The sequence below is a fragment of the Chryseobacterium shigense genome (assembly GCF_014207845.1).
In the GTDB taxonomy this organism is placed as follows: domain Bacteria; phylum Bacteroidota; class Bacteroidia; order Flavobacteriales; family Weeksellaceae; genus Chryseobacterium; species Chryseobacterium shigense_A.
The window spans coordinates 2,104,859-2,128,568 of the sequence record NZ_JACHLC010000001.1; the positions used below are offsets into that span (position 1 = coordinate 2,104,859).

General features: G+C 36.9%; 23 protein-coding genes and 1 pseudogene. 9 read left to right on the forward strand and 15 right to left on the reverse strand.

Annotated features, from left to right (window positions below; genetic code table 11):
• Positions 1-4 precede the first annotated feature (4 nt).
• The 3 genes and pseudogenes from HNP36_RS09750 to lptB all read right to left on the reverse strand — a co-directional run.
• Positions 5-1,732: an ABC transporter ATP-binding protein gene (locus HNP36_RS09750; RefSeq protein WP_184162150.1), complete on the reverse strand. Its 1,728-nt coding sequence runs from the start codon at positions 1,730-1,732 to the stop codon at positions 5-7.
• Between the two features lie 146 nt (positions 1,733-1,878).
• On the reverse strand, positions 1,879-2,253 hold the full coding sequence (locus HNP36_RS09755) for a hypothetical protein (protein WP_184158028.1): 375 nt from the start codon (positions 2,251-2,253) through the stop codon (positions 1,879-1,881).
• Between the two features lie 345 nt (positions 2,254-2,598).
• Positions 2,599-3,324 (reverse strand): annotated as a pseudogene (gene lptB, locus HNP36_RS09760) (LPS export ABC transporter ATP-binding protein); the annotation flags it as partial.
• Positions 3,325-3,479: 155 nt separating this feature from the next.
• On the opposite strand from lptB, the gene HNP36_RS09765 reads away from it, so the two are divergent.
• Both HNP36_RS09765 and HNP36_RS09770 read left to right on the forward strand, forming a co-directional pair.
• On the forward strand, positions 3,480-3,779 hold the full coding sequence (locus HNP36_RS09765) for a TM2 domain-containing protein (RefSeq protein ID WP_184158024.1): 300 nt from the start codon (positions 3,480-3,482) through the stop codon (positions 3,777-3,779).
• 98 nt (positions 3,780-3,877) lie between these two features.
• Entirely contained in the window at positions 3,878-4,606 is a 729-nt protein-coding gene (locus tag HNP36_RS09770) for a hypothetical protein (protein ID WP_184158021.1), read from the forward strand.
• A gap of 94 nt (positions 4,607-4,700) precedes the next feature.
• On the opposite strand, the gene hemB is transcribed toward HNP36_RS09770, so the two are convergent.
• Positions 4,701-5,690 carry a porphobilinogen synthase gene (hemB, locus tag HNP36_RS09775; RefSeq protein WP_184158018.1) on the reverse strand — a complete coding sequence of 330 codons (990 nt, stop codon included), beginning with the start codon at positions 5,688-5,690 and terminating at the stop codon, positions 4,701-4,703.
• Between the two features lie 118 nt (positions 5,691-5,808).
• Here hemB and HNP36_RS09780 point away from each other — a divergent pair, with 118 nt between their 5' ends.
• The 3 genes from HNP36_RS09780 to HNP36_RS09790 all read left to right on the forward strand — a co-directional run bounded on the left by HNP36_RS09780 (position 5,809) and on the right by HNP36_RS09790 (position 8,492).
• The gene (locus HNP36_RS09780; protein ID WP_184158016.1) at positions 5,809-6,159 is read left to right on the forward strand and encodes a T9SS type A sorting domain-containing protein; all 351 of its coding nucleotides are present in this window, start codon (positions 5,809-5,811) and stop codon (positions 6,157-6,159) included.
• Positions 6,160-6,263: 104 nt separating this feature from the next.
• Positions 6,264-7,175, forward strand: a complete 912-nt coding sequence (locus HNP36_RS09785) for an ABC transporter ATP-binding protein (RefSeq protein ID WP_184158014.1) — start codon at positions 6,264-6,266, stop codon at positions 7,173-7,175.
• Positions 7,176-7,181: 6 nt separating this feature from the next.
• Positions 7,182-8,492, forward strand: coding sequence for an ABC transporter permease (locus tag HNP36_RS09790; RefSeq protein WP_184158012.1), 1,311 nt, complete (start codon positions 7,182-7,184; stop codon positions 8,490-8,492).
• Positions 8,493-8,660: 168 nt separating this feature from the next.
• Here the strand turns inward: HNP36_RS09790 and HNP36_RS09795 are convergent, their stop codons facing one another.
• The 8 genes from HNP36_RS09795 to HNP36_RS09830 form a co-directional block, all read right to left on the reverse strand.
• On the reverse strand, positions 8,661-9,329 hold the full coding sequence (locus HNP36_RS09795; RefSeq protein ID WP_184158010.1) for a porin family protein: 669 nt from the start codon (positions 9,327-9,329) through the stop codon (positions 8,661-8,663).
• A 23-nt stretch (positions 9,330-9,352) separates the two neighbouring features.
• Positions 9,353-10,225: a succinate--CoA ligase subunit alpha gene (gene sucD / locus HNP36_RS09800; RefSeq protein WP_184158008.1), complete on the reverse strand. Its 873-nt coding sequence runs from the start codon at positions 10,223-10,225 to the stop codon at positions 9,353-9,355.
• 91 nt (positions 10,226-10,316) lie between these two features.
• On the reverse strand, positions 10,317-11,219 hold the full coding sequence (locus HNP36_RS09805) for an LpxD N-terminal domain-containing protein (RefSeq protein ID WP_184158006.1): 903 nt from the start codon (positions 11,217-11,219) through the stop codon (positions 10,317-10,319).
• Positions 11,220-11,289: 70 nt separating this feature from the next.
• Entirely contained in the window at positions 11,290-11,853 is a 564-nt protein-coding gene (gene efp / locus HNP36_RS09810) for an elongation factor P (RefSeq protein WP_184158004.1), read from the reverse strand.
• 62 nt (positions 11,854-11,915) lie between these two features.
• On the reverse strand, positions 11,916-12,710 hold the full coding sequence (gene lpxA, locus HNP36_RS09815) for an acyl-ACP--UDP-N-acetylglucosamine O-acyltransferase (protein ID WP_184158002.1): 795 nt from the start codon (positions 12,708-12,710) through the stop codon (positions 11,916-11,918).
• Positions 12,711-14,108 carry a bifunctional UDP-3-O-[3-hydroxymyristoyl] N-acetylglucosamine deacetylase/3-hydroxyacyl-ACP dehydratase gene (locus tag HNP36_RS09820; RefSeq protein WP_184158000.1) on the reverse strand — a complete coding sequence of 466 codons (1,398 nt, stop codon included), beginning with the start codon at positions 14,106-14,108 and terminating at the stop codon, positions 12,711-12,713. It abuts the gene before it with no gap.
• The gene (lpxD, locus tag HNP36_RS09825) at positions 14,101-15,132 is read right to left on the reverse strand and encodes a UDP-3-O-(3-hydroxymyristoyl)glucosamine N-acyltransferase (protein ID WP_184157998.1); all 1,032 of its coding nucleotides are present in this window, start codon (positions 15,130-15,132) and stop codon (positions 14,101-14,103) included. The genes HNP36_RS09820 and lpxD overlap by 8 nt, the downstream gene beginning before the upstream one ends.
• A 72-nt stretch (positions 15,133-15,204) precedes the next feature.
• On the reverse strand, positions 15,205-16,431 hold the full coding sequence (locus tag HNP36_RS09830; RefSeq protein ID WP_184157996.1) for an HD domain-containing protein: 1,227 nt from the start codon (positions 16,429-16,431) through the stop codon (positions 15,205-15,207).
• Positions 16,432-16,656: 225 nt separating this feature from the next.
• Here HNP36_RS09830 and HNP36_RS09835 point away from each other — a divergent pair, with 225 nt between their 5' ends.
• The 4 genes from HNP36_RS09835 to HNP36_RS09850 all read left to right on the forward strand — a co-directional run bounded on the left by HNP36_RS09835 (position 16,657) and on the right by HNP36_RS09850 (position 21,157).
• On the forward strand, positions 16,657-18,300 hold the full coding sequence (locus tag HNP36_RS09835) for a S41 family peptidase (protein ID WP_184157993.1): 1,644 nt from the start codon (positions 16,657-16,659) through the stop codon (positions 18,298-18,300).
• A gap of 133 nt (positions 18,301-18,433) precedes the next feature.
• The gene (locus HNP36_RS09840; RefSeq protein WP_184157991.1) at positions 18,434-19,978 is read left to right on the forward strand and encodes a bifunctional response regulator/alkaline phosphatase family protein; all 1,545 of its coding nucleotides are present in this window, start codon (positions 18,434-18,436) and stop codon (positions 19,976-19,978) included.
• 124 nt (positions 19,979-20,102) lie between these two features.
• On the forward strand, positions 20,103-20,396 hold the full coding sequence (locus HNP36_RS09845) for a YciI family protein (RefSeq protein ID WP_184157989.1): 294 nt from the start codon (positions 20,103-20,105) through the stop codon (positions 20,394-20,396).
• Positions 20,393-21,157, forward strand: coding sequence for an exodeoxyribonuclease III (locus HNP36_RS09850; protein WP_184157987.1), 765 nt, complete (start codon positions 20,393-20,395; stop codon positions 21,155-21,157). Before HNP36_RS09845 ends, HNP36_RS09850 begins: the two co-directional genes overlap by 4 nt.
• Before the next feature lie 49 nt (positions 21,158-21,206).
• Here the strand turns inward: HNP36_RS09850 and HNP36_RS09855 are convergent, their stop codons facing one another.
• The 3 genes from HNP36_RS09855 to HNP36_RS09865 all read right to left on the reverse strand — a co-directional run bounded on the left by HNP36_RS09855 (position 21,207) and on the right by HNP36_RS09865 (position 23,596).
• Positions 21,207-21,578 (reverse strand): septal ring lytic transglycosylase RlpA family protein, encoded by a 372-nt coding sequence (locus tag HNP36_RS09855; protein ID WP_184157985.1) that lies wholly within the window; start codon positions 21,576-21,578, stop codon positions 21,207-21,209.
• Between the two features lie 593 nt (positions 21,579-22,171).
• Entirely contained in the window at positions 22,172-22,921 is a 750-nt protein-coding gene (locus HNP36_RS09860; RefSeq protein ID WP_184157983.1) for a hypothetical protein, read from the reverse strand.
• 33 nt (positions 22,922-22,954) lie between these two features.
• On the reverse strand, positions 22,955-23,596 hold the full coding sequence (locus HNP36_RS09865; protein WP_184157981.1) for a hypothetical protein: 642 nt from the start codon (positions 23,594-23,596) through the stop codon (positions 22,955-22,957).
• Positions 23,597-23,710 lie beyond the last annotated feature (114 nt).

Sequence of the window (23,710 nt, forward strand, 5' to 3'; positions counted from 1 at the left end):
TTAATTAGTTATCCTTAAAGGTGCTTACCAGCTTATCCAGATTTAAGCTTCTTGCTGAAGCATCGAAAATTTCACGGTAGGTTCCGTTTAGCTGAACCAGTTCATCATGAGTTCCGCTTTCTACTACTCTTCCTTTTTTCATCACGTAAATGGTATCAGAATCCAGGATCTGTGATAGTGAATGGGAAATAATAACTACAGTACGGCCTTCTTTAATGGCATCCAAAGAATTTTTGATCTGCTCTGTAGCAATAGCATCGAGGCTGGCAGTTGGTTCATCCAGGAAAATAATGGGCGGGTTTTTCAGGAATAGTCTGGCAATGGCAATTCTCTGCTGCTGTCCTCCTGAAAGTTGTGTTGCATCGTGCTGGTAGCCGTCCGGAAGATCCAGAATCTGGTCATGCAGATAAGCTTTTCTTGAAGCTTCCTGAATTTCTTCAAAAGTGGCATTCATGTTTCCATAGCGGATGTTATCTTCTATGCTTCCCTGGAAAATATGGTTTTTCTGCAGTACCAGGCCAAGATCGTCTCTCAGGAAGGTATTATCATAATCATTTAAATTGACTCCATCCAGAAGGATTTCCCCTGAGTCCGGAAGATAAAATTTGCATAAAAGGTTAATAACTGTTGATTTTCCTGCTCCGCTCAGTCCTACCAGTGCCGTAGTTTTTCCGTTCTCTATTTTCATGGAAACATCATGCAGTGCCTGTGTTCCGTTTGGATAGCTGAAATCTACATTTTTCAATTCAAAATTTCCTTTGATCTCCTTTTCCACGAAAGTTCCATTCGGTTCTGTTTCGTCATCTGCATTAAGAATCTCGAAGTAGCCTTCAGCGTAAATCATAGCATCGTTCATATCATCATAAATCCTATGCAGCTGACGAATAGGTGCTGAAATATTGTTGAACAGCATAATATGAAGCATGATTGCACCAATAGTCATCTGCTGGTCAAGAACGAGATAAACTGTCAAAAGAATGATTAAAACCACTCCAAACTGTTCAATAAAAGTTTTCAGGCCATCATAAATAAAGTTGGTTTTCCTGGTGAACATCTGGCTTTCCATCAGCTCCATTTGTAGATCATACTGTTTTTTGCCTTCGAATTTTTCCCGCACAAAACTTTTAATCACCATAATGGAATTGATCAGGTTCAAAAGTCCTGAAGTTTTTCTTTCTCTCTGATTTCTGAGCTGGCGGCGTACTCCTCCCAGCTTTTTTGCCTGCAATGAACTTATATAGAAATAAATAGGTACAATGATCGTAGAAACCATTCCCACATATACATTCTGCATATACATGATGATCAGAGCGATGATAGCGTTGGAAAAAAGCGGAAGAATATCAATGAAAAAATTCTGTACCAGTCTTGTTAAACTTTCAATTCCACGGTCTATTCTAATCTGTAGTTTACCGGATTCATGATTTTCATCGTTGAAATAGGCTACCCTATACATCAGTATTTTGTCGATAGCCGACTGTGCCAGAACAGAGCTTACATTGATCCTTATTTTTTCACCATAAAATTTCTGTCCGAAGTTGATGAAAATATTCAGCAACTCTTTTCCCAATAAAATAATGGAAATCACGATCAGGATATGAACACCTTCGGACATGGGATGCGGAAGGTGGGTAAGTTTTGTTACCTCATCTACCGTATATTTTAAAACAATAGGGTTTACCTGCGCCGCAAGGGCTCCTAAAAAGGTCAGAAAGAGCGTCCCATAGATCATTAAACGGTAAGGTTTGATGAATGGAACAAGCTGTTTATAAATCCCGAATAAAGTGACGGTTCTGTTGAAAGGTTTTGCCATGAATTTTATTTAGCAAAAACTATACTGTTCTATTAATAAGTCTTGAGAATTATCTGGTTATAAGTTTATATTGTCTCAATAAATTTAAGTTTACCAGTCTTATTTTTAGTACATTTTAAAATATGTTTTTCTGGAGTAGTCATATCATCAAAATTAAGAAAAGTTTTTGTTTCAATTATTGCTTCTTTTTCACCATCACTATCTACATCTTCAAAATATAATTTTGCATGATCTGCACCAACTGTTTCACCCAGCTTTATTGAGGGATTGGATTTTAAAACAGGAGTAAAAGTAACAAACCTTTCACTAGCACCTGGTGCATCACTAATCCATAATACTTCGTAAAAAGGGTTTTTATATTTTATATAATTGTTTAGAATAAAAATAAGTACTAAAACTCCAAGTAAGATAAATGAAAAATTTTTAATCCTTTTTTTCATGATTAATTTTTATCCTTCGTAAAAATACGTTGTAAGATAATGCAGCTCCGGTTTGCTGGCTGCTTTGGATTCAGCCTGTGCCTGCTCCAGGGGATATTGTGAAGTCAGTTCTTTTCTTTGGAACACAAATGAGTTATTTGCATTTTTATCAACAACATCATTGAAGATATGTTCAATTTCCGAATTGGCTAATGATGCAAAGCTTATATCTTCAAAGCCATACATCAGTCTCAGGTCGTCATACTGTCCGAAATTTTCATCAACAAATCCTTGTAACTGTACTTTTGAATCAAAATTACCTGCCCAGATATTATAAATGTATTTTTTCTTTTTCGGTTTGTCTAAAATACTCTGGTATACAAAGTTTTCTCCGAGATATGCCTCTCTTACCTGAGGATCGTTGGCAAGGTCTTCAGGAAGTCCTTCTTTAAGGATTTTCCCTTCAAACATGATGTATGTTTTATTGGTAATGGCCAAAGTCTGCTGTACGTTGTGGTCAGTAATAAGAATACCGATGTTTTTATCCACTAAACTTCTTACAATTTTCTGGATATCTTCCACAGCAATCGGGTCTACCCCTGCGAAGGGTTCATCGAGAAGGATAAAGTTTGGGCTTGTGGCCAGACAGCGTGCAATTTCTGTTCTACGTCTTTCTCCTCCGGAAAGAAGATCTCCTCTGTTTTTACGAACGTGCTGCAGTGAAAACTCTTCTATCAGTTCATCACATTTGATCTGCTGTTCACGTCTTGAAAGCTTGGTAAGCTGTAAAACTCCCATGATATTTTCTTCTACAGACAGCTTTCTGAAAACGGAAGCTTCCTGCGCCAGATAACCAATTCCTTTTTGGGCCCGGCGGTACATTGCATCGGTAGTAATCTCCTGTTTATCGAGGAAAATTTTTCCTGAAGTAGGCTTAACCAATCCTACAATCATATAAAACGAAGTGGTTTTCCCTGCTCCATTGGGACCAAGCAAACCAACAATTTCTCCCTGTTGAACCTGTACAGAAACGCCTTTTACTACTTTTTTAGGACCGTATTCTTTGATTAAGTTTTCTCCTCGTAAAATCATAGGGCAAATATATCAAAAATATAAACTTTCTTTATTAGCAATATAAACTTTGTTTATCCTTAATTATAAACGTATTCACTTTCATAGTATTGTAACTTTTTATCATTTCAAACTACATATATTAAAAAGAATCAATCAATTACAAATAATAAGAAATGGAAAATTACGGTTATACAAAAACAGAAGGTACACAGAATCCAAATCCACAAAACAATATGCCTTACCGTTCCGAAAAGAAAATTCCTGCAGCAATATTAGGAATTCTTGTAGGGTGGCTTGCTTTAAATAAATTCTATCTGGGTTATACCAAAGAAGGCATTATCCAGCTTGTCTTAAATATCATTACTTTTGGAGCAGCCTCTATTATTCCTTTTATTGAAGGCATTTTGTACCTGTTTATGAGTGATAAACAGTTTGATGACACGTATGTTTATGGAAGAAAAGGCTGGCTGTAAACAGATGAAATATTAAGTTCCATAACTTTTTTAAGTCTTTTATCATGTAACATATTATTTCCCTATTTTTATACTACCCAATCAAGAATTAAAATAATATGGAAAATAATCAAGACCTGACGGATCTTCTTGCCCTGGATCTGGGTATTAATATTGTAGACAGAAGACCTTACGCCAAAGAAGTTTTTAAATGGCAGGATATGGATCTTCTGCCCCATTCATCCACAGACACGCTGCTTTGCGAGATTTTCGAATGGAACGGAAGAAACTGGAGAACTACTGGAAACAACCTCATCGGTTATCTTTTTTCGGGAGATGTTCTTAATATGGTAAAGGAACAGCTTATCAATACACCTAAGCATCCCGCACTGATCCCTGATTTTGAATTCACCAAAGACAGCATGATTGAATATGGTCTTTCATTACCGTCTTTGTTTAATATTGGCGTGAATGGAAATATTAAAAATGCTAAAAGCTTTTCAGTAAGAGTAAATGGTGTTACAAAATCCAGGATCACCAATATTGATTCCCCGGGAATTGAGATTCTGAAAAGTTATTCTTTGTTCACACAAAGTAAATCCAAGACCTACAGAAAGAACATTAAGTTCAATTATCTGAGTACCTCACTATTCTATGCAGAAAGTGTAGAGATTTTTCTTGAAAAAGAATCGGGAGTCGGGCTGGATGTAAGTTTCCAAACACAGGATGTACAAGTGGAGGCTAAAATAGATACGGATACGAAGAAACATTTTGTTTTAAAGTATTCAGGAAACCAGGCTCCTTTTGCTGCAAAATTTACCAAAGGAAAAGATTTCAACATCATGTAAACTTATTTACATCAAGAAAATAACAGCATGCTTCGGATAAAAATAAAACACCTCAGATTAATGAGGTGTTTTTTTACTTTAATGATGATTTTTTCTATTTGTTTAAAATCATTGCTGCTTCCTTCGCAAAATAGGTAAAAATCATATCTGCTCCGGCTCTTTTGAAGCATGTCAGACTTTCAATGATTGTCTTATCATTATCCAGCCAGCCATTCTGTGCAGCTGCTTTTACCATTGCGTACTCCCCGCTCACATTGTATACCGCTATCGGAAGATCAATAGCTTCGCGGACTTTGGAAACAATATCAAGGTAAGGAAGTCCGGGTTTGATCATAATGATATCAGCACCTTCATCAATATCTTTAAATACTTCGTTCAAAGCTTCGCGGGAATTGTGGAAATCCATCTGGTAGGTCTTTTTATCTTTCGGAATTTCCATACTGTCTTTTGGAGCACTGTCCAGAGCGCTTCTGAAAGGTCCGTAGAAAGAACTTGCATATTTTGCGGAATAGCTTAAAATTCCAACATCTGTAAATCCGTTTTCTTCCAGGGCTTCACGGATGGTAAGAACTCTTCCGTCCATCATATCGCTTGGTGCCACAATGTCAGCTCCTGCTTCTGCATGTGATACAGACATTCTTGCCAGCGCATCATTGGTAGCATCATTCACAATCTTTCCGTTTTCAATAATCCCATCGTGGCCATAGATTGAATAAGGATCTAAGGCTACATCAGGCATCACGATCATTTCCGGAACCGCATCCTTGATCGCTTTGATGGTTTGCTGCATTAATCCGTCCTTGTTCCAGGCTTCTTTTCCGGTATTGTCTTTCAAATGTTCTGATACCTTCATGTACAGATTGACAGATTTTACGCCCAAAGAAAATAATTCTTTACATTCCTTCACCGTCAGATCTATGCTCCTCCTGAAAATTCCCGGCATCGACGGGATTGCCTCCTGCTGGTTTTCGCCCTCCATTACGAAGATAGGCATTACAAAATCATCAGTTGTAAGAATACTTTCTCTTACCAGACTTCTGATAGATTCATTAACTCTAAGCCTTCTATTTCTTGAATGTATCATTTTGGAATACTTTTTGAATAAGTTTGTACAAATTTACTACAACTTATATAAAAAACTATTGTATAGAATTGTAGAATTGTTTATTTTTGTTTTAATACATTCGAGAAATTATAATTTGATGAAAAAACTTTTACTTTTATTTATATTTTTAGGCGCTTTCGTTGGGTTTTCCAATAATATGCAGGCACAGCTGAGAGAGCCGGGTTCCCTATCACAGAAGTCTGATGACGGTGTATTGGTAGCCTACCCAAATCCTGCAAAGGATTTCCTTCTGATCAAAGCAAAAGATTCTGCTTTAAAGATCAAAAGTGTAACCTTTTATTCAATTTTAGGAACACAGGTGGCTAACTATTCTGTCAACATGAACTCCGGAGAGATCAATATTGAAAAGCTGAAACCCGGAAAATATCTGATTCGCTATATCTTAAGCGATAATACCCAAAAGGTAACTCAAATCGTAAAACAATAAAATTAAATCCTGATAATCATCAGGATTTTTTCTTTTACACGAATTCCGGCTTAATAATTCCGTAACTTTCAGAACTTTTTTAGACTCATTGTAAAAACAATTTAATGCTTAAAGCTGAACATATCAGAAAGACGTATAGTGCCGGAAAAAAAATAGCATTGGATGATTTCAGCATCCATGTACCACAAGGCAGTATTTATGGTCTTCTAGGGCCGAACGGAGCCGGAAAAACCTCCTTTATCCGTATCATCAATCAAATTACACAGGCAGATTCCGGGGATGTATTCATCAATGGAAACAAGCTTAATCCAAGCCATATCAGGGATATTGGTTATATGCCCGAAGAAAGGGGGCTGTATAAGAACATGAGCGTAGGCGACCAGATTCTTTATTTTGGCGAACTGAAAGGAATGACCAAAAACGATGCTTTAAATGAAGCAAAAAAATGGTTTGAAAAGCTGAATATAGATCAGTGGTGGAAGAAAAAACTTTCCGAACTATCAAAAGGAATGGCACAGAAAATCCAGTTTGTGGTTACCGTTCTTCACCGTCCGCATCTTCTGATTCTGGATGAGCCTTTTTCCGGTTTTGACCCGGTGAACGCCAATTTAATTAAAGATCAGATTATCGACCTTAAAAATAACGGAACTACGATTATTCTTTCTACCCACAGAATGGAAAGTGTGGAAGAAATGTGTGATTATGTAGCACTGATTAACAATTCCAAGAAAATTATCGACGGAAAGGTTTTTGACGTAAGGGAAAAATTCAAGAAGAATATTTTTGGAATCACTCTCTCCGAAGTGGATGAAACGAAGTTTGAAAATTTTAAAATAAAGCATGAGATTTTCAACTTTTCCAATGAAAACAATCTGGTTTCTTTTGATCTGAAAAACGAAAGCGGACAGAACGATATTCTTCTGGATCTTGTGAACGTGGGAAAAGTAAGATCATTTGACGAAAAAATCCCAAGCATGAATGAAGTGTTTATTAATGCCGTAAGTAACCATTCTTAATTTTTTATGAACAATATTTTCTTAATTACAAAAAGGGAATTTCTTACACAGGTTAAGAAAAAATCCTTCATTATATTAACACTGCTCGCACCTCTTCTGCTGGTTGCTTTTGGATCTGTAATCGGGCTGATGTTTAAAGCTAATGAATCTCACAGCATCATTGAGGTTGTAGACAAAAGCGGACTTTTCACGAACCAGCTGAAATCCAATGACAAACTGAATTATGTATTTGTTTCCGCCGCAGACGAGAAAGCGAAGATCAATAACCTGAAAGACAATGAATCTCTGGACGGTATCCTAATCCTTCCTGAATTAAAGGATCATAATTATAATGAGCTTGAAAACAGCACAAGACTGATTGTGAACACTAAAATGGGCTTTGATACGAAGCAGAAGATCGTTTCTGATATTACTGATGTTATTAAAAAGGAAAAGATGAAACAGCTTGGCATTGAAGAAATCCAGCTGAACAGTCTTGATAAAGGGTTTACTTTAAAGACTATTAATGTTTCCGATAACAATAAAGAGGATTCTGATCTTGCTTTTGGTGTAAAAAGCGGTTTAAGCATCCTTTTGATGTATGTAACGTTTATGTTTATCATTATTTATGGAGTAAGGGTGATGAGAAGTGTTCTTGAAGAGAAGAACAACCGTGTGGTAGAGATTATTATTTCATCTGTCAAGCCTTTTGAGCTGATGATGGGTAAAATATTAGGGGTAACTCTTGTTGCTCTGACGCAGTTCGTGATCTGGATCACGATGTCTGTTATAGGAGCTTTGGTCTTGAATACCGGGTTTTCATCTTTCCAGAAAAACATTCCTGGTGGTAATGAAGAGCTGGCAAGCAAACTGGATATCACTCAGATTGCCACTCAGGTTTCGCACAGTCTTTTAGAACTGAATTTCCCATTGATTATTTTCGTATTCATTGTATTTTTCCTTTTGGGATATATTTTCTACAGCTCAATTTATGCGGCCATTGGCTCTGCAGTAGATAATGAGACGGAGACCCAGCAGTTCACTTTATTTGCTATTTTACCGCTTAGTTTGGGAATGTACGGCAGTTTTTCTTTGATGAACAATCCTGACGGCCCGTTGGGCTTCTGGCTGTCTATTATCCCGTTTACGTCCCCGGTTGCAATGATTGCCAGAATACCTTTTGGTGTTCCTGCATGGCAGATTGCTCTGTCTATTGCATTATTACTGGGAACTACTGTTCTTATGATATTCCTGGCCGGAAAAATTTACCGTGTAGGGATTTTAATGTATGGAAATAAGGCTACTTTGAAGGAGATATGGAAATGGATCAGAGGATAGAAAAATATCTAATTATTTCTTCTGATTGCTCTTTTGGTCTGAAACAAAGATCCAAGACTGGAATCTATTAATACTTGCTCCTGTATCGAAGGACAATAACATAAAAACAAAAAATCCCGGAAATTAAAATTTCCGGGATTTTTTTATAGTTGAATAATTTTCGTTATTCTATTTGAAAATATAGCTTAAGCTTAGGCTGATCACCTGCTCAGACTTACCTTTGGTAGTACCTCCTTTTTCTTTTGCGAGATCAGGGTAGGTATCTGTAAGACCTAAGTCATATTTAAGAGCTAATTCCAGCTGTCTCTTATAGCTGTATCCTACTCCTAATCCAATGGCAAAGTTAAAGCTGGAAGCTTTTCCACTTACGCCCGGGTATAAAGGATCGGTAACATCCGGATCATAGTATGGTCTGCTTACCGGAGCATTTTTAACGTTCTGACTCATCAGAAAGTTAAATCTCGGTCCTATCATTCCAAAGAATTCCGATTCTGCTTCGGAAAAATATCCTTTAAAATAAACCGGTACGCTCAGATAATTGTTACCATATACTGCATCATAACCGTCTTTTCCTTTGGCTTCCTTATCTTTTCCGGTTTCTCCTGCACCGTAATACACAACTTCCGGCTGTAAAAAGAACTGGTTTGCCTTTCCAATCGGGATAAGAGCCAATGCTCCGCCCTGGAATGCATATCTTGGACCAGAAGGGTTATGGGCATTCCTTACTCTGGAATAGTTACCACCTGCTGTGACACCAAATCTTGTATTTGCAAAGTCAATCTGGGCAAAAGACAGAGTTGAAAGGGTCAATGCTGAGGTTAATAAAAGTTTTTTCATATGTTTTGTTTTTGTATAGCTTATTATCCTAGAATTTTTGCAACTGTAGCACCGATATCTGCAGGAGAATCTACAACGTTGATTCCGTTATCTTTCATGATCTGCATTTTTGCCTGAGCCGTATCTTCATCACCTCCTACAATAGCACCTGCATGTCCCATAGTTCTTCCTTTAGGAGCAGTTTGTCCGGCGATAAATCCTACAACCGGCTTGGTAGATCCGCTAGCTTTGTACCATCTTGCAGCTTCAGCCTCTAATCCACCACCAATCTCACCGATCATTACAACCGCTTCAGTTTCAGGGTCGTTGATGAATAATTCCAAAGCTTCTCTTGTAGTAGTTCCAATGATTGGGTCACCACCGATACCGATTGCTGTAGAAACACCGTAACCGGCTTTTACAACCTGGTCAGCAGCTTCGTAAGTAAGGGTACCTGATTTTGAAACGATACCTACTTTACCTTTTTTGAAAACGAATCCTGGCATAATACCAATTTTAGCTTCTTCAGAAGTAATGATTCCCGGACAGTTCGGACCGATTAATCTGCAGTCTCTGTCGGCGATGTAAGATTTTACTTTTACCATATCCGCTACAGGAATACCTTCAGTAATACATACGATAACTTTGATACCTGCTTCAGCAGCCTCCATGATTGCATCAGCAGCGAATGCAGGTGGTACGAAAATGATACTTACGTTTGCTCCAGCTTTTTGAACAGCATCAGCCACTGTATTAAATACAGGCTTTCCTAAGTGCTCAGACCCTCCTTTTCCCGGAGTAACCCCTCCTACTACGTTGGTTCCGTATTCAATCATCTGGCCCGCATGGAAAGTACCTTCGTTCCCTGTAAATCCTTGTACAATTACTTTAGAATCTTTGTTTACTAAAATTGACATTTTATTGATGTTTTAATTTATTTAACTATTTTATTAATGCTCACAAATTTACTTATTTTTCTTTGATTTCAGACAAAACCAAGTGAATAGTTTATTTGAGATTTCTCAGCTTTACTTCTTTTTTTAAGTAGCCTTTGAAATCTTCTGCAAACATTCCAATGTAGGTTCCTTTTTTAAGATCTCTGTTCACTCCTGTTTTACCAAGAATAACAGATCCGCTTTCAATTTTGTTACCGGAAGCGATGCCGACCTGTCCCCAAAGTGTTACTTCATCTCCTATAACACAGCATCCTGCAATTCCCACCTGTGATGCAATCAGACATTTTTTCCCGATAACCGTGTCGTGGCCTATCTGAATTTGATTATCCAAAACAGAACCTTCACCAATAACCGTAGAATCAGTAACTCCTCTGTCGATTGTACAGCCGTTCCCGATTTCTACATTATTTTCAATCACAACATTTCCTACGGAGATCAAACGGTCGAAATTGCCATTTAATTTTCTGTAATAAAAAGCATCGCCTCCTAAAACGGTATTTGCCTGAATAATGACATTATCCCCGATTTCGGTTCTGTCCCCGATTACAACGTTGGGAAAGATAAGGCTGTTTTTTCCGATTTTCACATTGTTTCCAATCACTGCGGTACGATGAATCCTTGTTCCTTCACCAATTTCAGCATCATGAAGTTCTTCTGTAAAATTATAGATTCTCGTAAAATGGGTATTGATCTTATTGAAATCTCTGAAAGGGTCATCAGAAACTAAAAGCGCTTTTCCTTCAGGGCATTCTACTTTTTTGTCAATAAGAATGATTGTTGCAGCAGAATTTAATGCTTTATCATAATATTTCGGATGGTTGACAAAAACAATGTCACCTGGTTTAACCATATGGATTTCATTGGTTCCAAGTACTTCAAAGTCTTCGGGACCAACAAATTCCGAGCCTATTAAATCGGCAATAGTTTTGAGCTTTTGTGGAGAGTGGAATCTCATAACAATTGATTTTCTTATAAAAACAAAATTCGGACTGCTGGTGCAAACCGAATTGTTGTAAATTTAATTATTATTTTACTCTTTCTAAGTAAGAACCGTCTTCCGTGCTTACTTTGATTCTGTCTCCCGGTTCAATAAACAAAGGAACCATTACTCTTGCTCCTGTTTCAACGATTGCGTTTTTAAGAGCGTTGGTAGCTGTATTTCCTTTTACTCCCGGATCAGCTTCGATAACGTCCAAATAAACGGACTGTGGAAGTTCGGCAGAAAGTGGTGTTTCATCAACTTCTTTCAAAATGATTGTAACTTCCTCGCCAGCTTTCATAAACTGGGAATTTTCAATCATTTCTTTATTAAGATAAAGCTGGGAGAAATCATCATTATTCATGAAGTGGAATCCATTCTCATCATCGTAAAGATATTGGAATTTTCTAGTAATTACCTTTACTTCATCAATTTTGTGACCTGCAGAAAAAGTGTTATCCAATACTTTCCCGTTGGTTACTGATTTTAATTTTGTTCTTACAAAAGCAGGTCCTTTCCCTGGTTTTACGTGAAGAAATTCAATTACTTTGAAAATATCATTGCTAAATTCAATGCAAAGTCCTTTTCTTATATCGTTACTTGTTGCCATTAATATATGTTATCTTTTTATTTTAATTTTTAAAACGAATAAGCTATCCGTCTTTTTACTTTTTAGTTGCTTTCTTTTCCTGTTCCGTATCCTTTTACAATACCTCTAGGTGAGTTTTGGATAAACTGAAGGATTTCATCTCTTTCAGCGGTTGGCAGCATTTCTTTTTCAATGTGTGAAATGGCCTGGGAAACATTCATCTTCATCTGGAAGATGGCTCTGTAGATTTTCTGGATTTCAAAGATTTTCTCATTGGTAAATCCTCTTCTTCTCAAACCTACTGAGTTAATTCCGGCATAGGACATAGGCTCTCTTGCTACTTTTACGTAAGGCGGAATGTCTTTTCTTACCAAAGTACCTCCTGAAATCATCACATGCTTACCGATTTTACCAAACTGGTGAACAGCACTAAGACCTCCCATTACGGTATAATCGCCAATTTCCACGTGTCCTGCAATACCGCAGCCATTTACAATAATAACGTGGTCTCCGATTACACAGTCATGAGCAATATGTGAAGTAGCCATAATAAGGCAGTTCTTACCTATTTTTGTAAATCCTAAAGCTTTTGTACCTCTGTTCACGGTAACACATTCTCTGATAGTAGTGTCATCACCAATGATTGTCTGTGTATCTTCACCATCAAATTTAAGGTCCTGGGGAATTGCAGAAATTACAGTTCCGGGAAAAATTCTGCAATTTTTCCCGATTCTTGCACCATCCATGATGGTAACATTAGAACCGATCCATGTTCCTTCTCCTATTTCCACATCTCCTGCAATTGTAGTAAATGGTTCTACAATAACATTTTTGCTGATTTTCGCACGTTTATCTACGGCTGCTAATTGATGAATCATTTAATCAACTTTATTTTTTGCAACTTGAGCCATTAATTCTGCTTCTACCGCTACAGTGTCTCCAACATATCCGTATCCCTGCATATGAACGATACCTCTTCTGATAGGCTCTATGAGTTCGATTTTGAAAATCATAGTATCACCGGGAACTACTTTTCTCTTGAATTTTACTTTATCAATTTTAATGAAATAAGTGGAATAATTTTCAGGATCCGGAACGCTTGCCAGTACAAGGATACCTCCTGTCTGGGCCAGTGCTTCTACCTGAAGTACTCCAGGCATTACGGGCTCTTTAGGGAAGTGTCCAACGAAGAAAGGCTCATTCATGGTTACATTTTTCAAACCTACCACATGAGAATCTGAAAGTTCAAGAATTTTATCAATCAATAAGAACGGAGGTCTGTGCGGCATAAGACGCATAATTCCGTTGATATCGAAAACAGGTTCTTTGGTAAGGTCGAAATCAGGTACGTTTTTCTTTTTCTGAAGTTTCCACTGACGGTTCAGTTTTTTCGCAAATTGGGTGTTCACAAAGTGACCGGGTTTATTTGCAATTACTTTACCTTTTATTTTTACACCTGCCAATGCCAGATCACCAATTACATCAAGCAATTTGTGTCTTGCGGCTTCGTTAGGATAGTTTAGGGTAAGGTTATCTAAAATACCGTTAGGTCTGATAGAAACATTATCTTTTCCAAACGCTTTTTTCAGTTTTTCTGTAGTATCAGGTGTAAGGTCCTTGTCTACATAAACGATTGCATTAGAAATATCTCCACCTCTGATCAATCCGTGATCCAGAAGCATTTCCAGTTCATGCAGGAAGCTGAATGTTCTTGCAGAGGAGATTTCGTCTTTAAATTCTGAAATATTTTTAAGGGTGGCATTCTGGGTTCCCAATACTTTGGTTCCAAAATCCACCATGGTAGTTACTTCGTAGGTATCTGAAGGAATGATTGTAATTTCTGATCCTGATGCAGGGTCTGCATAGCTCAGGACTTCTTTTATTACCAGATATTCTCTGGCGATATTCTGTTCTGCTATTCCAACACTTTCGATAGCTTCAACAAAGAATTTCGAAGATCCGTCTAAAATAGGAGGTTCAGAAGCATCCATTTCCAGAATGGCATTATCAATATCACATCCTACCAATGCGGCCAAAAGGTGCTCGCAGGTAGTGATCTTTACACCTAATTTCTCTAATGTTGTTCCTCTTTCTGTGGCTACTACATAATTAACATCAGCTTCTACCTGAGGATGTCCCTCCAGATCTGTTCTTACGAACACAAAACCTGTATTTTCTTTTGCAGGTTTGATGGTAAGTTTTACTTCTTTACCCGTATGAAGGCCAATTCCAGAAAGCGTTACTTCTTCCTGGAGTGTTTTTTGCATATCACTCATTAGTTTTATCTTTTGAGATATCCTCAAGATTATTTATTCTCTTTACAATTTCAGTAAAATTCCTGAAATGGACATAGTTTCTAAGATAGTCATTGTAGCTTATCGCCGGGGATCCGTACAATGTTTCTTTATCATTAACGCTGGAATTCACACCACTCTGGGCCTGAATCTTGACCTGATTACCAATTTTGATATGGCCTACCACACCTACTTGTCCGCCAATCTGGTTCCAGTCCCCGATGGTAGTAGATCCTGCAATTCCGGCCTGTGCGGCAATGACGTTGTTCTGTCCGATTTTCACGTTGTGGGCAATCTGGATCAGGTTATCGATCTTTGTTCCTTTTCCGATAACGGTGGAACCTATTGTAGCTCTGTCGATACTACAGTTCGAACCGATCTCTACATCGTCTTCAATAATTACGTTGCCCAGCTGAGGGATCTTTTTGAATCCTTCTGCTGTAGGCTGGAAACCAAATCCGTCACCGCCTACAACGGTATTGGAATGAATGACACAATTATCCCCGATAATGCAGTAGTCGTAGATTCTGGCACCACTGTCGATTTTACAGTTTTTACCAATCTTAACTCCTTTACCGATATATACATGCGGATAAATCTGTGAACCTTCCCCGATTTTGGCTTTCTCCGAAACATAAGTAAATGCACCGATATACACCTTTTCACCAATCACGGCAGTGTCATGAATAGAGGAACCCGTTTCAATTCCTTCTTTTCTTCCCTGCATTTCCTGGTACAGATTCATCAGAATCTGGAAAGAAAGGTATGCATCCTTTACAACAATTAAGGTAGGATTATAATTAACTTTATCTATAAGTTTTTCCGAAACAATAATAACGGAGCATTTTGAGGTATCTAAAAAATGGGAAAATCTATCCTGTGCTATAAAAGAAAGATGTCCTGATTCACCACTTTCAATTGGTGAAACCCCTGTAATAACCGTACTTTCGTCGCCTATTATTTGTCCGTCAATAAAACTTGCAATTTGCGAAGCTGTAAATTCCATATTCTGCAAAGATAAGAAATTCTGTAATTCGCAAACATTTTTTGATTTTAGGAACGTGAATTTTAAGATTATTTAAGAAATTATCTGGGAAATTTCCCTCGGAAAGGTAAGGATATACCGGGTTGTCTTATGTACCATAAGTCCGGACAGCAACTGGTCCTGCGACTCTTCCAGCCTTATCTTTTTACCGTTTTTCTGAAGCAGGTAGATTGGTTGTTTTTTAGTATCATAAGGCAGTAATTTCCTCTTAATTTCGTGTACAAGCTCTCCTCCATTATCGATTCCGAAAAATTCATTGGTGTTTTTTACTTTTTCCTCAATGAATTTCCGTTTAAAAGAACGGGTTGAAATTATGGTTTTCGGCAGGTTTCTCTGGATCACAGATTTGCACCAATAGGAAAGAATAAAGTCTTCCGAATCCTGCCAAGATTTCATGGCATGAATTATATCATTATCATCCAGTTGTGTAAATCTGTAAATATCTTCATCGGTAGCAGAGCTTTTTCCACGGTTCAGAAAGTATTTTAAATTCTCTCCTGCCGGCAGATCCATTCCCTCAGAAATAAGGTATTTTGCCCTTTCCAGAATTTTAACCAAAAGAAATTCCGCCAATGCCGAGGTTTTATGGTAATATACCTGCCAGTACATGAACATTCTTGCAGTCAGAAAGTTTTCGATGGAATAAACACCTTTGGCATCAATCACCAGCTCACCTTCACTGCAGACATTCATCATGGAGATGATTCTTTGGGTATTGATATTTCCTTCTGAAACCCCGGTAAAAAAACTGTCTCTGTTGAGATAATCGAGCCTGTCCACATCAAGCTGGGAAGAAATAAGCTGGTTGAAAAACTTTCTGTGATATTTTCCCTGGAACATTTCAATGGCTATGGAAAGCTGACCATCAAATTCTTCATTTAGTTTATTCATCAGTAACAGGGAAAGTTTTTCATGATGCCAATCGTCCATCAGCATATTTTCCAATGCATGCGAGAAGGGTCCGTGCCCGATATCATGCATCAGGATGGCAAGCATAGCTCCTTTTTCTTCCTCTTCTGTAATCTTCACTCCTTTCTGGCGAAGGGTTTCCAATGCGGTAAACATGAGATGCATCGCTCCTAGTGCGTGATGAAATCTTGTATGAGTAGCTCCTGGAAATATCAGGTTGAGAAGCCCGGTCTGCCCGATTCTGCGTAATCTCTGAAAGTAAGGGTGCTCTATAACGTCAAATAAAATTTCGTGTGGGATCCTGATGAAACCATGAACGGGGTCGTTGATGATCTTTAGCTTATTCTGCATTGAAACTTTGGTATTAGTAAACAAAGTTAGGGATTTTAAATTTTAAGGATGATACATTGCTGTTAAAGAATTTAAACCTTTCAAAACACTGCATAATTTGTAAATGTATTTAAAATTTGTGTTTTATTTTTTTTTAACCACAAATTACACAGATTTACACTGATGTTTGCAGTTATTTTCTGTTTAAAAATATATCTTTGATTGTATAAATAATGTTTGTATTTAATGAGAAAAATTTCTCTTTTTATCCTGCTTTTTTTTAGTTTACATTTTTCTGCGCAGGTTCTATCGGAAATACAAAAGCTGGAATCGCTGTGTAAGGTATGGGGATTTTTAAAGTACTATCATCCTCATGCTGCAAAAGGAGATTTTGATTGGGATAAGCAACTTGTTGAGAAAATTGATGAGCTTGACAATATCCGGGATAAAAACCAACTGAATGAGCTATATTTTAACTGGATCAGCAGTCTTGGAAAAGTTGATGAGTGTAAAAAATGTTCAAAAGAAAATAAAGGGAAAACTTATTTTTCCAGAAATTTTGATCTGAGCTGGATTAATAACAGGCATATTTTCACTGAAAAAGTAAGCAGCCAGCTTGTTTTTATTCAAAACAACCGGAATCTTGGCAGTAATCATTATTTAGGGACCGGTGGAAAAAAAGTGTATTTCAGGAATGAAAATTCTTATGGTTCAAAGTTTACATCAAAAAATACGGTTCTTCTTGAACTGTTCAGATACTGGAATTTCGTGGAATATTTTTTTCCTTACAAATATCAGACGGATCAGAACTGGAATGATGTTTTAACGGAAATGGTTCCGAAATTCTTAAAGGTTGATAACGATGAAAATTATCACCTGGCACTTGCCGAATTGGTAACAAAAACAGATGATTCCCACGCCTTTTTATATTCACCTCTGATTAATGCCAATCTGTACGGAAGAAGAAAGGTTCCCGTAGAATACGCTTATGCGGAGGGAAAATTAGTAGTAACAAAAATCCTTGAAAATAAATTCAGCGAAGAAATACCTTTAAAAACCGGTGATGTAATTTATGATATCAATGGCCGGACGATTCCCCAGATGGTTAACAGTTTCGGAAAGTTTGTGCCTGCTTCCAATTCGTGGGGAAAGATCGCAAAAGTGAAAAGTCTTTTTCTTTTCAGTAATCATGATTCTATCACCCTGAAAATAGAACGGGGCGGACAAAACCTGGCCGTTACAGCCAAAACCTATCTTCTTAAGGATATTACCCGTGAAAAACCTGCTGTTCAGCAAAAGTGGCAATTTCTGGATCCTGATAAAAAAACAGGGTACGTAAACATGGGTATTATTGAAAAAGGTGATCTGGACGATATGTACAGGGATTTAAAATCTGCAGCGTCAATTATTTTTGATCTAAGGAATTATCCCAAACAGACTATTTTCCCTTTAAGCAGGATGCTTCTGCCGGAAAAATCAATTTATTATCAATTTAATTTTCCTGAGACGGATTATTTGAGTAAATTTTATAGCGCAAAAAACAGCATCGGGAGAAAGAATCCGGATTACTATAAAGGAAATGTTGTGGTTCTGGTGGATGAAAATACCCAGAGCCAGGCAGAAACCACCACTATGATGTTTAAGCAGCACCCTAAAGCCAAAGTAATAGGAAGCAACACTTCAGGCGCGAACGGTGATATTATAAGATTTAAAATTGCGGATCTGGATACATGCTTCACAGGGCTTGGAGCGTATTATCCCGACGGAAAGGAAACGCAAAGAATCGGAATTATTCCTGATATTATAATAAAACCTACTGTAAAAGGCATACAGGAGGGAAAGGATGAAGTTCTTGAAAGAGCTTTGTATTATATAAAGACCGGTTTTTGAACGAATTGAATATCAGTAATAATGAACTGGGTTTTCATTTAACTAATATTTAACTTTTGAAGTCTCTAATTTGTGAGAATTTAAAAAGAATTGGTCAACATTTTGATGCTATAACCATGTAAAAAAATAAATTATGTCGGAAAAGATATTATGGATAGATGATGAAATAGATTTACTCAAACCCCATATCGTATTTTTAGAAAAAAAAGGGTACCAGGTAACGCCTGTTAACAATGTGAATGAAGCTCTGGAACTTATGGATTCAGAGAAATTTGCATTAACGCTTATTGATGAAAATATGCCCGGCATTTCGGGGTTGGAAGCCATTCCGATGATCAAGGAAAAAGACAATTCCTTAAAGATCGTAATGGTGACAAAAAGTGAAGAGGAACATATTATGGAGGAAGCCATCGGATCTCAGATTGCTGACTATATTCTAAAACCTGTAAATCCTAACCAGATTTTATTATCATTAAAAAAGAACCTGCAGGAGGACAATCTTGTAGAGCAGAAAACAATTCTTCAGTACCAACAGGAGTTCAGAAACCTGTCTATGGAGCTTTCTTATATCAGAACTTACCAGGAATGGGCAGAATATTATAAAAAGATACTGAGCTGGGAAATTAAATTTGATAAGGTAGCGGATAACGAATTTTCCGATCTTCTGCAGTCTCAGAAAGAAGAAGCCAATATACAGTTCGCCAAATTCATTGAAAAAAATTATGAGGACTGGCTCACAGATCCGGAAAAACCTTTAATGAGCCATACCCTTTTCAAGGAAAAAATAAAACCTGAAGTAGAAAAAGAAAAAGTTCTTCTTCTTATGGTGGATAATCTCCGTTTTGACCAGTGGAAAGTTATTGAGCCTCTGTTCACGAAATACTACAATAAAATTTCGGAAGATTATTATTACAGTATTCTTCCTACAGCTACGCAATATGCAAGAAACTCTTTCTTTGCAGGATTGATGCCGTCTGAAATTGAGAAGCGTTTTCCGGATAAATGGTTCAACGATAATGAAGAAGGGAATAAGAATGAATTTGAACGCGATTTCCTGGAAGACCAGATGAAAAGAATCGGTTTGGGATCAAAATCTATGAAGTACCTTAAAGTCCTGAATGCGGATTTCGAGCGAAAGATCTATGATGATTTTAACCAGCATAAAAACAATGATCTTCTGGTAATTGTCTACAACTTTATTGATATTCTTTCTCATGCGAAAACAGACAATCATATTGTAGACCAGCTGATCCGCGATGATAAAACGTTCAGATCCCTTACTTTTAACTGGTTTGAAAATTCATCATTATTAAAAATCATTAAAGCAGCAGCAGAAAACGGTTATAAGCTTGTGATCACCACAGACCACGGAACGGTATATGTTAAAAAGCCGAGCAAGGTAGTGGGTGACCGTGAAACATCAACCAATATCCGTTATAAAACAGGAAAGAGCTTAACATATGATGACAGCGATGTATGGGCCGTTACCAACCCGGAAAAGCTGTTTCTGCCAAAAGGAAATCTAAGCTCAAAATATATTTTCGCAAAAAATAATATTTTCCTGGCGTATCCTAAAAATTACAATCACTTTGTGAATTACTATAAAGAAACTTACCAGCATGGAGGAATTTCACTGGAAGAATGTATTATTCCTATCAGCATTTTAGAACCCAAGTAGTTTTTTTCATAGTTTATTTAAAATTTTGGGTTCAAGGCGGCAAAAATCGAATGATTTTTGCCGCTTCTTTTTTTTACAACCGCTTTTAATAGTCTTAAAGAGTTCATATCTTAGCAAAAAAACGATGTTTATTATTTCGCTTACCTATAAAACAGCCCTCGAAAATGTGGAGCGTTTTATTCCGGAACACAATGATTTTCTTGACAAATATTACAGTTCCGGAAACTTTATCGCTTCGGGCAGAAAAGAGCCAAGAATTGGAGGAACCATACTTGCAAACGCTTCTTCCAGAAATGAGGTTGAAGAGATTATTAAGGAAGATCCTTTTTATATCCATCAGATAGCTGATTATGAAATCACAGAATTTATTCCATCAAAATATAACGAACATTTTAAATTTTTTATCCAAAACTCATGAAGTTAATCACGTATAATGTTAACGGAATCAGAGCTGCCTTTACGAAAGATTTTCTGGGCTGGCTGAAGACTGCCGATCCGGATATTATCTGTATCCAGGAAAGTAAAGCCGGAAACGACCAGATAGATATTGAAAGTCTTGAAAAAAATGGTTATCACAGTTATTGGCACTCTGCGGTAAGAAAAGGCTATAGTGGCGTCGGAATTGCGTCAAAAATCAAACCCAATCATATTGAATATGGATGTGGTATTGAAAGCTACGATAATGAAGGCAGGATCATCCGTGCGGATTTTGACGGATATTCTGTTATTTCAGTGTATGTACCTTCCGCCAGTAATATTGACAGGCTGGAGTTTAAAATGCAGTTCTGCCATGATTTCCTGGTTTACATAAAAGAGCTGAGAAAAACGATTCCCAACCTTATTATTTCCGGTGATTTCAATATTTGCCATCAGGCTATCGATATTCATGATCCGGTCCGCTTAAAGAATGTTTCCGGGTTCCTTCCGATGGAAAGGGAATGGATGACCAGCTTCATTGAAGAATGTGAGCTGATTGACAGTTTCCGCTTTTTCAATAATGAACCGGACAATTATACCTGGTGGAGCTACAGACAGAATTCCAGAGCTAATAACAAAGGCTGGCGATTGGATTATAATTTTGCAACCTATACTTTGAAAGATAAGCTCTCACGGGCGGTCATTTTAAAGGAAGCGGTACATTCCGACCATTGTCCAGCATTACTGGAAGTAAATATATAAAACAACAAAAGCCAGCTGATACAGCTGGCTTTTAATTTAAATCATAAATTTAGTCGACAATTTCATATTCAACCGGAATGGTACCATGACTGATGTCTCCGATTTCATCGAACGCGGCCTTAGAAATATCTAATGCTCTTGATGAATGGAAAGGTCCTCTATCATTAATCCTTACTATTACCTGTTTTCCATTGTTCAGATTGGTAACTTTAATATTAGTACCAAACGGAAGCGTTCTGTTTGCAGCGGTGAACTTTGAATTACTAAAGATCTCTCCGCTTGCTGTTTTTCTACCGTTAAATTTATCGTGGTAGTACGATGCATAACTTGTTTTCTTCGCATCTGAGGCGTTATTTGTAAAAGAATAAACACCTAGGGTTGAAATCATCATTATGATTACGAGAATGAATCTTTTCATCATCTTGAATTTTATTGGTTTTGACGGAGCAAAAGTATAAGGAATGTTCTAAAGTCCCCACTCCATATGTTAAAAACCGTTAACGAAAACAAAATTATATGTTAACAAAGCCTGTAAGTTCCTATTAACAGGGGCTTTAGATAGTAGTGTTAAAAAACGTTAAAAAAACAAGTTAAAAGTTAAGATAATTAACTTATTCTTAAAAAAATTCAAAATTAGAGTTTAATAAATGGTTGAAAATCAATATTTTAATCATTTATTGAAATTTAATTTAAAAGCATAAATCAATTTAAAAAAATAAAAACTTTAAGATATTAAACCGCACTAAAGAGTTTTAGAAGGAGCATTTATAATTATTAAGCATATTCATATGTTATATTTTAACAATGATTTTTAAGGCTTAATAAGTTAATTAAAGATCACCTTAGCTATTTTTCCAAATAAAACATCATTTCTTCTTATTTTACAATCAAATCAAATACCAAAAGATCTCTTAATGCTGCTTCGCTTTTCTAGACTCAAAGAGTATTAATAATATATTATAAAACAAAAAACCAATGATTGCTCATTGGTTTTGATTATATAAGTTTGTTATCTTATTTTAAGTATTCTAGTATATATTCATAAGTATCCTGAGGATAAACAACTGACATACTCTGAGAACCTGTAACAGCTGCACCAGTAGCTATATCATACGAATATAAATCTCTTGCATAAACTACTTTGTTACCGTTACCTGTACCTACACCAGCTTTTTTATAGATAGTAATACCATACATAGATGTAATACCGGTTGGTGGAGTAATTGTAACAGCAGTACTACCCGCTGTAGTTGTAAATTGTCCTTTTATTGCATAAACCTGAGCACCGGCTACCAATGTATTAGTAGCAGTTCCGGCAGCCGCGGTAGTTACATCAAATTTAGGAGAACCTCCACCCATTGGTAGCCATCTACCATTAGCAATACTTGTAGATTGCCCAGGGTTAGAGAAATAATAGAATCCAGGAGTTACAGCAACCTGTACACCTTGTCCAGAAACTGTGTTACCAGTAGCGCCATTATATACAATCATTCCATCAAACGCTGTTGGATAGGTTATCCCATCCATGTTGGCAGTTTTGAATGTCCATGTTGTCAAATTTGTTGTAGGAAAATACAAACCTTTACCTACGTTATTAGGAGTACCAGTAGATGCAGTATCAAAGTTTGTAGAAGCATCAAAAAAAGGATTCTCTCCTACTGTATTATTAACTACGACACCATTACTTGATACCTGAGCTGATAAGGAAGCGAACCCAATAGTCACAAGGGAAAGTGCTACTACAGATCTAAATATATTTTTCATTGTATATTGTATTTTATTAAAATTATTAATTTATTATCTACTTGCAGCATTCCACCAGTTAGTACCATCAGAAATAAACATTACACCAGAACCTACAGTTAGGTTAGCAAAGTTCAGCGGCCAAGCAACCCCATCAGCATTTGTAGGAGCAACAGCAACACCTGTATTATTTCTTATACATAAAACTCTACCTGCATTTGCACCAGTCGGGCTAGGTAAAGCTAATTGTCCAGAGATAGCAGGATTAGTAAGAACTACAAAATAATCACTTGCAGTCCATGTAACATTCGTTGAACCTGTATAAGTTCTTACGCTGGTATTATAAACACCACCCTGTGTTTGGAAACTACCATTGATAATTGTTTTTGCAGTACCTGTAGTAAAAGTTAAGTTATTATTTGCCTGATTAACAATTCTAGGACCTCCCAATGTACCATCATTTAAATAGATACTTGTGTCAGTACTGCTACCTCCACCACCTACAGGTTTCCAAACATTATTACCTGTAGTACCGTCATAGTAATAAAATCCAGTTGCAGTAACATTTACTGTTTTACCAGCTCCCGTACCGCCTAAACCATTAACAAACACTAACGCACCGTTCTGAGCACTTGGAGTAGCTCCAACCGCATCAGCATACGCTGTATTTTTTTGTTCTAACTCAGCTCTTGACATACGAGGGACTAGCAAGGCGTATAATACTCCCCATCCTTAGGACAGTATTTAACAAAATTTAAGATATTTTTTTTCAATTTTTGGGCTAAAATTGTTAATAACTTTTTGGCCCTT